The 12602-nt window shown below is 69.9% G+C and carries 14 protein-coding genes; 8 read left to right on the top strand and 6 right to left on the bottom strand.

What is annotated here, in order from left to right; all coding sequences use genetic code 11:
- The first annotated feature begins 98 nt into the window (after positions 1 to 98).
- The gene (locus G3I78_RS21870; protein ID WP_164427114.1) at positions 99 to 806 is read left to right on the top strand and encodes an endonuclease/exonuclease/phosphatase family protein; all 708 of its coding nucleotides are present in this window, start codon (positions 99 to 101) and stop codon (positions 804 to 806) included.
- Here G3I78_RS21870 and G3I78_RS21865 read toward each other — a convergent pair.
- Positions 803 to 1393, bottom strand: coding sequence for a hypothetical protein (locus G3I78_RS21865; RefSeq protein ID WP_164427112.1), 591 nt, complete (start codon positions 1391 to 1393; stop codon positions 803 to 805). The genes G3I78_RS21870 and G3I78_RS21865 overlap by 4 nt on opposite strands.
- Positions 1386 to 2165: an alpha/beta fold hydrolase gene (locus tag G3I78_RS21860; RefSeq protein ID WP_164427110.1), complete on the bottom strand. Its 780-nt coding sequence runs from the start codon at positions 2163 to 2165 to the stop codon at positions 1386 to 1388. The genes G3I78_RS21865 and G3I78_RS21860 overlap by 8 nt, the downstream gene beginning before the upstream one ends.
- A gap of 146 nt (positions 2166 to 2311) precedes the next feature.
- On the opposite strand from G3I78_RS21860, the gene G3I78_RS21855 reads away from it, so the two are divergent.
- Genes G3I78_RS21855 through G3I78_RS21840 form a run of 4 tightly spaced genes read left to right on the top strand, consistent with a single transcriptional unit; the run spans position 2312 to position 6076 of the window.
- Entirely contained in the window at positions 2312 to 3067 is a 756-nt protein-coding gene (locus G3I78_RS21855; protein WP_164427262.1) for a lysophospholipid acyltransferase family protein, read from the top strand.
- 38 nt (positions 3068 to 3105) lie between these two features.
- Entirely contained in the window at positions 3106 to 4323 is a 1218-nt protein-coding gene (locus G3I78_RS21850; protein ID WP_164427108.1) for a DUF5931 domain-containing protein, read from the top strand.
- Positions 4320 to 4994, top strand: coding sequence for a response regulator transcription factor (locus G3I78_RS21845; protein WP_164427106.1), 675 nt, complete (start codon positions 4320 to 4322; stop codon positions 4992 to 4994). Before G3I78_RS21850 ends, G3I78_RS21845 begins: the two co-directional genes overlap by 4 nt.
- Positions 4995 to 5047: 53 nt before the next feature.
- The gene (locus G3I78_RS21840; RefSeq protein WP_164427104.1) at positions 5048 to 6076 is read left to right on the top strand and encodes a 6-phosphofructokinase; all 1029 of its coding nucleotides are present in this window, start codon (positions 5048 to 5050) and stop codon (positions 6074 to 6076) included.
- Positions 6077 to 6089: 13 nt separating this feature from the next.
- Here the strand turns inward: G3I78_RS21840 and G3I78_RS21835 are convergent, their stop codons facing one another.
- Positions 6090 to 7949 (bottom strand): anthranilate synthase family protein, encoded by a 1860-nt coding sequence (locus G3I78_RS21835; protein WP_164427102.1) that lies wholly within the window; start codon positions 7947 to 7949, stop codon positions 6090 to 6092.
- Positions 7950 to 8201: 252 nt separating this feature from the next.
- Between G3I78_RS21835 and G3I78_RS21825 the strand changes: the two genes are divergently transcribed.
- On the top strand, positions 8202 to 9554 hold the full coding sequence (locus tag G3I78_RS21825; protein ID WP_164427100.1) for a 3-deoxy-7-phosphoheptulonate synthase class II: 1353 nt from the start codon (positions 8202 to 8204) through the stop codon (positions 9552 to 9554).
- 122 nt (positions 9555 to 9676) lie between these two features.
- Positions 9677 to 9895: a (2Fe-2S)-binding protein gene (locus G3I78_RS21820; protein ID WP_164427098.1), complete on the top strand. Its 219-nt coding sequence runs from the start codon at positions 9677 to 9679 to the stop codon at positions 9893 to 9895.
- Here the strand turns inward: G3I78_RS21820 and bfr are convergent.
- Positions 9892 to 10371, bottom strand: coding sequence for a bacterioferritin (gene bfr, locus G3I78_RS21815; protein ID WP_164427096.1), 480 nt, complete (start codon positions 10369 to 10371; stop codon positions 9892 to 9894). The two genes, G3I78_RS21820 and bfr, sit on opposite strands and share 4 nt — an antisense overlap.
- A 177-nt stretch (positions 10372 to 10548) precedes the next feature.
- On the opposite strand from bfr, the gene G3I78_RS21810 reads away from it, so the two are divergent.
- Positions 10549 to 11181, top strand: a complete 633-nt coding sequence (locus tag G3I78_RS21810) for a sulfite oxidase-like oxidoreductase (RefSeq protein WP_164427094.1) — start codon at positions 10549 to 10551, stop codon at positions 11179 to 11181.
- A 5-nt stretch (positions 11182 to 11186) separates the two neighbouring features.
- On the opposite strand, the gene G3I78_RS21805 is transcribed toward G3I78_RS21810, so the two are convergent.
- Both G3I78_RS21805 and G3I78_RS21800 read right to left on the bottom strand, forming a co-directional pair.
- Positions 11187 to 11639 carry a DUF4396 domain-containing protein gene (locus G3I78_RS21805; RefSeq protein ID WP_164427092.1) on the bottom strand — a complete coding sequence of 151 codons (453 nt, stop codon included), beginning with the start codon at positions 11637 to 11639 and terminating at the stop codon, positions 11187 to 11189.
- 75 nt (positions 11640 to 11714) lie between these two features.
- Positions 11715 to 12578 (bottom strand): deoxyribonuclease IV, encoded by an 864-nt coding sequence (locus tag G3I78_RS21800; RefSeq protein WP_164427090.1) that lies wholly within the window; start codon positions 12576 to 12578, stop codon positions 11715 to 11717.
- Positions 12579 to 12602: the final 24 nt, after the last annotated feature.

The raw sequence follows: 12602 nt of genomic DNA, 5'->3' as shown, positions 1-12602 counted from the left end.
TATTTTTCAGGGGCGCGGGGAACTGCGCGACCAGCCACGACGAACCGGCAGTCGCCCACGATCCTCGCGCCCTGCCCCTTGGGCGTAGATTGATCCACATGGTTCCGGTCAAAGTCCTGAGCTACAACATCCGCTCCATGCGAGACGACACAGACGCCCTGGCCCGAGTCATCAAGGCCTGCTCCCCTGACCTGGTCCTCGTCCAGGAAGCCCCCCGCTTCTTCCGCTGGCGCAAGAAACTCGCAAGGCTGGCCTCGGCCTCGAACCTGGTCATCCTCACCGGCGGCGGCACAGCGGCAGGACCGGCCATCCTCTGCAACCTGCGGGCCACGGTGGAACGTACGGAGGACGTCCTCCTCCCTCTCACCCCGGGCCAGCACCGAAGGGGCTTCGCCACGGCCGTCGTCGATATCGCCGGCGCCCGCCTCGGCGTACTGAGCTGTCACCTCTCCCTGCAGAAGGACGAGCGCTACGACCAGGCAGGCGCGCTCCTCGACCGCCTCGCCGGCATGGGCGTGGAGCACGCCGTCGCGGGCGGCGACCTGAACGACCGTCCCACCGGCCGCACCTTCACCCGCCTGGCGACGAACCTCCAGGACTGCTGGGCGACCAGGCCCACCGGCGGCGAGCACACCTGGACCCACTCCGAGCCCCACCAGCGGATCGACGCGATCTTCGCCACGAAGGGCATCGAGGTGCTCGGCTGCGGGGTCCCGCTCGACCTCCCCGGCATCACGGAGACAGACCTGAGGGCGGCCACCGACCACCTTCCGGTCCTGGCCACCCTCGAAATCCCCGCCAGTTAGACGACCGCGCCCCGCCCGGGGTCCTCGTCGTCCTCGTCGTCCGCCCGCATCCGGGTCACCAGGGTGACGAAGCCGCCCAGGAACCCGCCGATCCCGACCGTGGTCAGCCACCACGTCATCTCCCAGCCGAGCAGCACCGCGACCAGCAGCAGGAGCGGGCCGCCCAGCACGCCCAGCCAGGCGAACTTCGCGGTGGTGTCGGCGGCGGGCAGCGGCGGCGGCTCCGGCGGCACGAAGTGCCCCTCGTCGTCCTCCTCGAAGTCGTCCTCGGACGGCTCCGCGGTGCTGTAGTCACGCGGCCCGACGCCGGGCGCGAAGGAGACCGAACCGCCCAGCGGCTTGGCCGGCTTGTCCTCCTTCTCGGTCTTCCGGTCGGTGTCCGTGGCCGTCGGTTCGTCGTTGGTCTCGGCCTCCAGCAGCGCGAGGTCCTCGACCGACTTGAACGGCTTGGTGCCCGGCGGATCCTTCGGCTCCTCGCCGTACCCCGCGACGATGGCCGCCCACGCGGCCTCCTCGTCGAACGGCACGCCCTGCTCCTCCGGCTCGTGGCCCTCGCGGTCTTCGCGGTCGGAGTCGTGCTCAGCCACGGGCGGCCGTCCCTTCACTGCCGATGCCGGTGGTGTGCCGGCCGATGAACGCGAGGCTCTCGTCGAAAATCCGCTCCGCGTCATGGTCCAACGTCGCCACGTGGTAGCTCTGTTCCAGCACGATCTCAGTTACGTCCGTCGAGGACACCCGGCTCAGCACGCGCGCGGAGTCGGCCGCCGGGACCACATGGTCCTGGGCGCTGCGCAGCACGAGGAGCGGCTGGGTGACCTGCGGCAGCTCGCCGTCGACCTGCCGGAAGAAGGTGCGCAGGGAGTGCGCCGCGTGCAGCGGCACCTTGTCGTACCCCAGCTCGACACTGCCCTCCTTCTTGATGTCGCTGGCGATCCCGGGGGCCGTACGGACGAAGTGACGGGCCACCGGAAGGGCGTACGGCGCGAGGCCGTGCATGCGGTTGGCCGGGTTGACGACCACGACGCCGTTGATCGCGTCCCCGTGCTTGGCGGCCAGGCGGAGGGCGAGGGTGCCGCCCATGGAGAGGCCGGCGACGAAGACGGAGGTGCAGCGCTCGCTGAGGGCGCGCAGCTCGCGGTCCACCTCGGCGTACCAGTCCTGCCAGCCGGTGAGTGCCATGTCCTGCCAGCGGGTGCCGTGGCCGGGCAGCAGCGGCAGCGAGACCGTCAGGCCGTGCTCGGCGAGGTGCTGAGCCCAGGGACGCAGCGACTGGGGGGAACCGGTGAAGCCGTGGCAGAGAAGGACACCGGCCTCCCCGCCCTCATGGCGGAACGGCTCGGCTCCGGGGAGGACCGGCACCTAGGTCTCCTGTTCATGAAAGAAGCGTGAGCAAGTCCAGGTGGGTTCACCGTACGCGACCGCACTGACACCGACCAGGGCCGTCGGGCTGTTTGACAGCGCTCCGGGTTAAGGTCTGATCGACAGACACAGGAGGCACTCGGTTGTTGTACGGCACGATGAAGGTCGCCATCGGAGGGCCGCTGAAGGTCGCCTTCAGACCCTGGGTGGAAGGCCTCGAGAACATTCCCGCCGAGGGCCCCGCCATCCTGGCGAGCAACCACCTCTCCTTCTCCGACTCCTTCTTCCTGCCCGCGGTCCTCGACCGCAAGGTCACCTTCATCGCGAAGGCCGAGTACTTCACCACGCCCGGTGTGAAGGGCCGCCTCACGGCCGCCTTCTTCAAGGGCGTCGGCCAGCTCCCGGTGGACCGCTCCGGCGCGCGCGGCGCGGGCGAGGCCGCGGTCAAGAGCGGCCTCGACGTCCTGGAGCGCGGCGAGCTGTTCGGGATCTACCCCGAGGGCACCCGCTCGCCCGACGGCCGCCTCTACCGCGGCAAGCCGGGCGGCCTCGCGCGCGTGGCGCTCGCCAGCGGCGCCCCGGTCATCCCGGTCGCCATGATCGACACCGAGAAGATCCAGCCGCCCGGCAAGGTCATGCCCAAGCTGATGCGCCCGGGCATCCGCATCGGCGAGCCCCTGGACTTCAGCCGCTACCAGGGCATGGAGCACGACCGCTTCGTGCTGCGCGCGGTGACCGACGAGGTCATGTACGAGATCATGAAGCTCTCCGGCCAGGAGTACGTCGACATCTACGCGACGGCGGCCAAGCGGCAGATCTCCGAGGCCGCCAAGGCCGAGAAGGCGGCCAAGGCCGCTGTCGCGAAGGCCGACAAGGACAAGCCCCAGCAGCCGGCGTCCTAGGATCCTGGGACACGGCAGTCGAGCCGGGGGTGGGGGAGATGGCCAAGCAGGAACGCGTCATGCGCATGTCGGTCGAGCAGCCGCTGTGGCGTGCCCTGACCGGGTACCGGGTGCTCACCATGCTGTACGCGGTGGGGCTCTTCGCCACCGAGTACGACCAGTTCGACCGGCCCGGCATCGCCATCGGCTACTACGTCGTCCTGTGCGTGTGGACGCTCGCCACGCTGCCCCGCGTCCAGAACGCGGCGGCCTGCACCAAGCGCTTCCTCGCCGTGGACCTCACCATCGCGCTCACCGGGATCGTCCTGACCCCGCTGGTCGTCAGCCAGCACCACATCGACACCGGTGGGCCGACCCTGCCGTCGATATGGACCGCCGGTTCCGTCCTGGCGTTCGCCATCAAGGGCGGCTGGCGCTGGGCCGCGCTCGCCTCCACGCCGGTCGCCGCCGCCAACCTGTTCGAGCGCGGCCACCCGGCCCGGGACACTGTCCACAACGTGATCCTCGTCTGGGTCGCCTCCATCGCCATCGGCTACGTCGTCGAGGTCGCCCGCGCCTCCGAGCGCACCCTGGCCCGCGCCCTGGAGATCGAGGCGGCGACCCGGGAGCGGGAGCGGCTGGCCCGGGACATCCACGACAGCGTCCTCCAGGTGCTCGCCATGGTGCAGCGCCGGGGCGCGGTCATGGGCGGCGAGGCGGCCGAGCTGGGCCGCATGGCCGGCGAGCAGGAGGTGGCGCTGCGCACCCTGGTCTCCGGCGGCCTGACGTCCGTGTCCCGGGTGTCGGCGGACGCGGCCCAGGGGGCGGTCGTACACGTCGTGGCGGACGAGTCGGACGACGACGGCCCGCTCGACCTGCGCGCCCTGCTCGCCCCCTACGCCTCCGCGAAGGTCTCCCTGGTCGAGCCCGGCGCCCCCGTCCCGCTGCCCCCGCCGGCCGCGCGCGAGCTGGCCGCAGCTGTCGGTGCGGCCCTGGACAACGTGAACCGGCACGCCGGTGAGCACGCGCGTGCGTGGATCCTCGTCGAGGACGAACCCGACGAGGTGATCGTGACCGTACGGGACGACGGACCCGGCATCCCCGAGGGGCGGCTCGCGCAGGCCGAGGGCGAGGGGCGGCTCGGGGTGGCCCTGTCGATCCGGGGCCGGCTGCGCGACCTCGGCGGCAGCGCCGAGCTGATCTCGCCTCCCGGTCAGGGCACGGAGGTCGAGCTGAAGGTACCGAAGGTCTCCCGGGGGAAGGCAGGACAGCGATGAGTGACCAGGGCGCGATCAAGGTGATGGTGGTCGACGACCACCCCATGTGGCGCGACGCGGTCGCCCGCGACCTCGCCGAGTCCGGCTTCGACGTGGTCGCCACGGCGGGCGACGGCGACCAGGCCGTACGCCGGGCCAAGGCCGCCGGACCCGACGTGCTGGTCCTCGACCTGAACCTGCCGGTGAAGCCCGGCGTCCAGGTCTGCAAGGAACTCGTCGGCCACAACCCGGCCCTGCGCGTCCTGGTCCTCTCCGCGAGCGGTGAGCACGCCGACGTCCTGGAGGCCGTGAAGTCCGGCGCGACCGGCTATCTGCTGAAGTCGGCGTCCACCGAGGAGCTCCTGGACGCGGTCCGCCGTACGGCCGTCGGCGACCCCGTCTTCACCCCCGGCCTCGCCGGACTCGTCCTCGGCGAGTACCGCCGCCTGGCCACCGACCCGGCGCCCACCACCGACCCCGACCAGCCCAAGGCCCCGCAGCTCACCGAGCGCGAGACCGAGGTGCTGCGGCTGGTCGCCAAGGGCCTGAGCTACAAGCAGATCGCCGAACGCCTGGTCATCTCGCACCGCACGGTCCAGAACCACGTCCAGAACACCCTCGGAAAGCTTCAACTCCACAACAGGGTCGAGCTCGTCCGGTACGCCATCGAACGGGGCCTCGACGACGAGTGAGGCGCGCGTCACACTGACCCTTCGTCAGGCACCTGCGGCGAAGGGAACTGTCCATGCGCGTCGGAGTACTGACCGGAGGCGGCGACTGCCCCGGCCTCAACGCCGTCATCCGGGCCGTCGTCCGCAAGGGCGTTCAGGAGTACGGCTATGACTTCACCGGCTTCCGGGACGGCTGGCGGGGTCCACTGGAGGACGCCGCCGTCCCCCTCGACATCCCGGCCGTGCGCGGCATCCTGCCCCGCGGCGGCACCATCCTCGGCTCCTCCCGCACCAACCCGCTCAAGCAGGAGGACGGCATCCGGCGCATCAAGGAGAACCTCGCCGCGCGGGAGGTCGAGGCGCTCATCGCGATCGGCGGCGAGGACACCCTGGGCGTGGCCGCCGAGCTGTCCGACCGGCACGGCGTGCCCTGTGTCGGCGTACCGAAGACCATCGACAACGACCTCTCCGCCACCGACTACACCTTCGGCTTCGACACCGCGGTCGGCATCGCCACCGAGGCCATCGACCGCCTCCACACCACCGCTGAGTCCCATATGCGGGTCCTGGTCTGCGAGGTGATGGGCCGTCACGCCGGCTGGATCGCCCTGCACTCCGGCCTCGCGGGCGGCGCCAACGTCATCCTCATCCCCGAGCAGCGCTTCGACGTCGACCAGGTGTGCGCCTGGATCACCTCCCGCTTCAAGGCGTCGTACGCCCCGATCGTGGTCGTCGCCGAGGGCGCCATGCCGAAGGACGGCGACGTGGTCCTCAAGGACGAGTCGCTCGACTCCTTCGGCCATGTGCGCCTGTCCGGCGTCGGCGAGTGGCTGGCCAAGCAGATCGAGAAGCGCACCGGCAAGGAGGCCCGCACGACCGTGCTCGGCCACATCCAGCGCGGCGGCACCCCCAGCGCCTTCGACCGCTGGCTCGCCACCCGCTTCGGCCTGCACGCCATCGACGCCGTCCGCGACGGAGACTTCGGCAAGATGGTCGCGCTGCGCGGCACGGACATCGTGCGGGTCCCCATCGCGGAGGCGACGGCGAAGCTCAAGACGGTGGATCCCGAGCTGTACGAGGAGGTGGGGGTGTTCTTCGGCTGACGCGGACGGGCGCCTACACGGTCGTGTTCCGCAGCTGACCGATCAGCTCCCGTACGACCGTGGCGCCGTCCAGCGTCAGGACCGACTCGGGGTGGAACTGCACGCCGGCGAACCCGGGCCCGCGTACGGCATGCACCTCGCCGTTGCCGGCCCGGCTCAACTCGACCCCGTGTGCGGCGAGTTCGGTGAGCTCCTCGTCGTCGCAGCGTGCCACGAAGCTGTTGTAGAAGCCGACCGTCTCCGGCCGCCCGAACAGATCGATCGTCACCTGCGCGCCCTGGTAGGGCACTTCCTTCCGTACGATCTCCAGGCCCAGCTCGGCCGCGATCAGCTCGTGTCCCAGACAGACCCCCAGCACTCCGTGCCGGTGCCCGCGGAGCACCTCGGCGGTCAGCTCCCGCAGGAACCGCATCTTGGGATCGTCCAGGTCGGACGGGTCACCGGGCCCGGGACCGAGCACGACCGGCCCCTCGTGCGCGAGCACCGCCTCCCGCAGCCCGGGCTCGTCGTAGCGCCGCACGCTCACCTCCAGGCCGCTCGACCGCAGCACGTGGGCGAGCATCGAGGTGAAGGTGTCCTCCCCGTCGACCACGAAGGCGTGCCCTTCGAGGTCGTACGACAGCTCCTGCATCCGCAGCCAGAACGGCGCCAGGTGGGTGCGGCGACCGTCCAGCGCGGCACGCACGCGTGGATCGTCGGCGAGACTCACGCGCGCGTGCTCCTCCGTACGGGGCCGGGACGGTCGTACGCCGAGAGCCGCCAGCACCCCCGCCGCCTTCGCGTGGGTCTCCGCGACCTCGCTCACCGGGTCCGAGCCGCGCACGAGGGTCGCGCCGACGGGCACCTTGAGGCGGCCGTCCGCGTCGATGTCCGCGGTGCGGATGAGGATGGGGGAGTCCAGGGTCTGCGCGCCGCCGGAGTCCCTGCCGAGCAGGGCGAGCGCACCGGCGTAGTAGCCGCGCCCGCCGACCTCGTGCCGTTCGATGACCCGGCAGGCGTTCTGCACGGGCGAACCGGTGACAGTCGCCGCGAACATGGTCTCCTTGAGCACCTCCCTGACATCCAGCGAGGACTTCCCGCGCAGCTCGTACTCGGTGTGCGCGAGGTGGGCCATCTCCTTGAGCCGGGGTCCGATCACCACCCCGCCCATGTCGCCGACCGTGCACATCATCTTGAGCTCCTCGTCGACGACCATCGACAGCTCCTCGATCTCCTTGCCGTCGGCGAGGAAGTCGAGCAGGTGCTCCGGGGTGGGGCCCTCGGCCGGATAGCGGTACGTCCCGCTGATCGGGTTCATGACGACGGTCCCGCCGGACATCCGGACGTGCACCTCGGGGCTCGCGCCGACCAGGGTGCGCTCCCCGGTGTGGACGACGAAGGTCCAGTACGCGCCGCGCTCGCCCTCCAGGAGCCGCCGGAACAGGGCGAGGGCGTCCGCGCGGGAGAACCCCGGGATCCCGCCCTCGTACGTCCGCCGGATCACGAAGTTCGCGCCCTCGCCGCTCCCGATCTCCTCGTGCAGGACACGCCCGACGATCTCCGCGTATTCGTCGTCGGCCACGTCGAAGGCGCCGTTCTCGACCCGGACGTCGTGGGCGGGCAGCTGCCGTAGCGCCGTGGCGAGCGGGACGGTGTACGACTCCTCGGGGGTCAGCACCGCCAACGGCGTCCCGTCGTCCCGTACGTCGAAGCCGCGTTCGCGGATCTGGCGGTAGGGCACGAGCGCCAGGCCCTCGTCGGGGAGGTCGGCGAGGCGGTCGTAGGCCGTGACGGGGCCCAGGAACACCTCGACGGTGTTCTCGTCGTGGCCGGGGGTGCGGCGGCGGAGCAGGGCGAACGGGCGGTCGTCGTCGGGCAGTCGGGTCAGGTCCATGGTTCCTCGTCCGTCTTCTGTCGATGCGGTGAGGAACGACCCCGGAAACGCCGAAGGCCGCCCCTCGGGCGGCCTTCGCGAAGTCTTGCGTACGCGCAGTCAGTGGGCCGCCGGATGAGCGGTCCACCACCAGTTCTGGGTCGAATGCGCGAACATGGGCGGCACATTACCCCATGTCCGGGGAGTGTTTCCGGTGTCTCACTTGATGGGCATGGCGCTGGAGCCATGACACGACCCCGTAATGTTGACGTCGTGACCGTGAACGCTAAGACCAGCGCGAGCGCTGGCAACACCTGGCGAGACCTGCCCGCGGCGCAGCAGCCCGAGTACCCCGACACCGAGGCTCTGCGCGCAGTCGTTGCGGACCTCGAGTCGTATCCGCCGCTCGTCTTCGCGGGCGAGTGCGACCAGCTGCGCGCCCGGATGGCGGCCGTCGCCAAGGGAGAGGCGTTCCTCCTCCAGGGCGGCGACTGCGCCGAGGCCTTCGACGCGGTGTCGGCCGACCACATTCGCAACAAGCTCAAGACGCTGCTCCAGATGGGCGCCGTGCTGACGTACGCCGCCTCCGTGCCGGTCGTGAAGGTCGGCCGGATCGCCGGCCAGTACTCCAAGCCGCGTTCCAAGGGCACCGAGACCCGCGACGGCGTGACCCTGCCGACGTACCGCGGCGACTCGGTCAACGGCTTCGCCTTCGACGAGAAGTCCCGCGTCCCGGACCCCGAGCGCCTGAAGCGGATGTACAACGCGTCCGCCTCCACGCTCAACCTGGTCCGCGCCTTCACCACCGGCGGCTACGCCGACCTGCGCCAGGTGCACGCCTGGAACCAGGACTTCGTGAAGTCGTCCCCGTCGGGCCAGCGCTACGAGCAGCTCGCGCGGGAGATCGACAGCGCGTTGAACTTCATGCGGGCCTGCGGCACCGACCCGGAGGAGTTCAAGACCGTCGAGTTCTACTCCTCGCACGAGGCGCTGCTGCTCGACTACGAATCGGCGCTGACCAGGGTCGACTCCCGCACCGGGCAGCTGTACGACGTCTCCGGGCACATGGTGTGGATCGGTGAGCGCACCCGCCAGCTGGACGGCGCGCACATCGAGTTCGCCTCGAAGATCCGCAACCCGGTCGGGATCAAGCTCGGCCCGACGACCACGGCCGAGGACGCGCTCCAGTACATCGAGCGCCTCGACCCCGACCGCGAGCCCGGCCGGCTGACCTTCATCGTCCGTATGGGCGCCGACAAGGTCCGCGACAAACTGCCCGAGCTGGTCGAGAAGGTCACCGCCTCCGGCGCGACCGTGGCCTGGGTGACCGACCCGATGCACGGCAACACCTTCGAGGCGGCCTCGGGCCACAAGACCCGCCGCTTCGACGACGTGCTCGACGAGGTCAAGGGCTTCTTCGAGGTCCACAAGGGCCTGGGCACCCACCCGGGCGGCATCCACGTCGAGCTCACCGGTGACGACGTCACCGAGTGCGTGGGCGGCGGCGACGAGATCTTCGTCGACGATCTGCACCAGCGCTACGAGACGGCCTGCGACCCGCGGCTCAACCGCAGCCAGTCCCTCGACCTGGCGTTCCTCGTGGCGGAGATGTACCGGGACCAGTGAGTCCTTGAGACGGCTGTGGGGCGTGGATCACATCAGATCCACGCCCCACTCCACTTTTGCGGCCACTCGACGCCGGGTAAGGTTAGGTTAGCCTTATCGATCCCGGCGGGAGGTGAATCCGCGTGTACGTGTGCAGCTGCTTCGGTGTGACCGAGACGCAGGTCAAGCAACACGCGGAGAACGGCGCCTGCACGCCGCGCCAGATAGCCTCCGCCTGCAAGGCGGGCACCGACTGCGGTTCCTGCGTGCGGCGCATCCAGGCTCTCCTGGGCCGGGGCGCCTGTCCGCGCCCCGCACTCGCCGAGATCACCGAACTCGCCGAGCTGGACGAGGCCGCCTAGCTCTCCGGCTGCTCGATCAGCTGCGCGATGTAGAGCGCCTCACCGAGCTTCTCCAGCAGCTCCAGCTGCGTGTCGAGGTAGTCGATGTGGTGTTCCTCGTCCTCGAGGATCGACTCGAAGATGTTCGCCGACGTGATGTCGCCCTTGGTGCGCATGACCTCGATACCGCGCTTGAGGCGGTCGATCGCCTCGACCTCGACCTGCCGGTCGGCCTCGAACATCTCCTTGACGGTCTGGCCCACGCGCACGTGGAACAGCCGCTGGTAGTTCGGCAGTCCCTCCAGGAAGAGGATGCGGTCGGTGAGCACCTCGGCGTGCTTCATCTCGTCGAACGACTCGTGCCGCGTGTACTTGGCGAGCTTCGTCCAGCCGAAGTTCTCCTGCATCTTCGCGTGCAGGAAGTACTGGTTGATCGCGGTGAGCTCGCCCGTGAGCTGCTCGTTGAGGAATTCGATGACCTCGGGGTCGCCCTGCATCGCAGAGGCTCCTTCCAGGCGGGGGGAACTGGCGGGTTGCGCCGCATCCTTGCATCGGTGAAGAAGATCGTCCAGTAAGTCTTCACTTAGTAAGTAAGGGCATGCTTAGTCCAGTTTGAGGTGAATTAGGTAGGGGTTGGTCAGGTGCATCCCCCTGGGTCTGTCAGGATGGAAGGCATGGATCAGCCGGTGGAGCGCGAGAGCGGAGAAGGGGCGCACGCCGAGCTTCCGCCGGGACAGCGACTGCAGCGCGGCTGGCCGGTCACGCACTACGGACCCGTCCCCAAGTTCCGGCCCGAGCGCTGGGAGTTCCGGGTCTTCGGTGCCACCGCCGACGGCGAGAAGCGCTGCTGGAACCACGAGGAGTTCGCGGCGCTGCCGTACGCCACCGTCGTGGGTGACCTGCACTGCGTGACGAAGTTCAGCATGCTCGGCGCCGAGTGGGGCGGCGTTCCCGCCCGCGCGATCCTGGAGATCGCCCCGCCCGCGCCCGCGGTCACCCATGTGATGGTCTGGGCCGAGTACGGCTTCAGCTCCAACCTCCGCCTCGCGGACTTCGCCTCCGACCGCGCGATCTTCGCGACCCACAAGGACGGCGAGCTGCTGACCGCGGAGCACGGCTTTCCGCTGCGCCTGGTCGTCCCCCATCTGTACGCCTGGAAGGGGCCCAAATGGGTCCGAGGCGTGGAGTACATGACCGCGGACCGCCGGGGCTTCTGGGAGGAGCGCGGCTATCACAACGTCGGCGACCCCTGGCAGGAGCAGCGGTACTCCTACCAGGAGGAGCCGGGGGACGGCCCGGAGCTGTAGGCCGTTCAGTGCGCGTGGTGCTGGTGGACCACGGCGTGCCCCTTGCCCCGGCCGATCATCCACTTGTTCACCGGCACTGTGACGACGAACGCGATGACCAGCGAGATCGCCAGTGACGCCCAGAACAGCAGGTCGGCGAGTTCCGCGTCCATCGCGTCCGGCCACAGCGCGATCACGCCGTTGTCGATCAGCTCCATGACCGCGATCGACAGCGTGTCCGCGGCCAGCGCCACCCGCAGCGCGGCCCGGAAGCCCAGGCCGGCCTTCAGGACCCCGCGCAGGGTGAGGGAGTAGCCGAAGAAGAAGGCCAGGGCGATCGCGAGGACGGTCGTGGGTGCGTTCCCCCAGCCGAGCGCGGTGCCCACGACCATGCCGAGCACCTCGCCGATGGCGCAGCCGGTGAGGCAGTGGAGGGTGGCCTGGATCGCGGTGGTCCACGCGTTTGTCCGGTGCTGCATGAGTGCCCCCAAAGTCAGGTGACGGTGCCTGCGCCTATCGGAACCATATACCCCCCGGGGGTATTCCTTCGAGAGCTATGCGTCCCGGAGTTTCTTCAGCCGCTCCACGTCCGCCGCGTGCCCCTCCTTGCCGCCGGGCGTCTCGATGACCAGCGGGACGCCCTCGGTCGCGGGGTGGGTCATCAGTGCGCGGAAGGGATCCTCGCCGATGTGGCCCGAGCCGATGTTCTCGTGACGGTCCTTGTGGGCGCCGACCACGTCCTTCGAGTCGTTGGCGTGGATCAGCTTCAGCCGGCCCTCGCCGACCGTGTCCACCAGCAGGTCCAGCGTCTGGTGCATTCCGCTCGGGCCGGTCAGGTCGTGACCGGCCGCGAAGATGTGGCAGGTGTCCAGGCAGACACCCAGCTTCGGATGGGCGTCCAGCGCCTCGAAGTACGGCCCGAAGTCCCAGGTCCGCGAGCAGAGCGAGGCGCCCTGGCCCGCGGTCGACTCCAGCAGCAGATACGGGTCGTCGTCGTGGGTCAGCTCGTCGAGCAGCGGCAGCAGATACTCGCGCACCTGCTTCAGCGCCACGGAACGGTCCCGGCCGCCGGTGGCGCTCCCGGTGTGCACGACGACACCCAGGGCGCCGATCTCCCGCCCGCGGCGCAGGGAGTGCCGCAGCGACTCCACGGACTTCTCGACCGTGGCCTCGGTGTGCGAGCCGAAGTTGATCAGGTAGGGGGCGTGGACGTACGCCGGGATCCGCTCCTCAGCACAGGCTTCACGGAACGCCTCGTCCTGCCGGGGGTTGCCGACGGGGGTGGCCCAGCCTCGGGGGTTGGCGACGAAGACCTGGACGGTCTCGGCGTTCAGGTCACGGGCGTAGGAGAGTCCCACGGAGTGCAGACCGCCGGCGACGGGGACGTGGCCGCCGATGGGATTGCGCAGAGTTGTCACGGGTCAAGCCTGCCATTGCCTGCG

It is taken from the genome of Streptomyces sp. SID13726 (genome assembly GCF_010548375.1).
Lineage (GTDB): Bacteria > Actinomycetota > Actinomycetes > Streptomycetales > Streptomycetaceae > Streptomyces.
The sequence above is the reverse complement of the archived record's forward strand: the minus strand, read 5'-3'. Positions and strand labels throughout refer to the sequence as shown.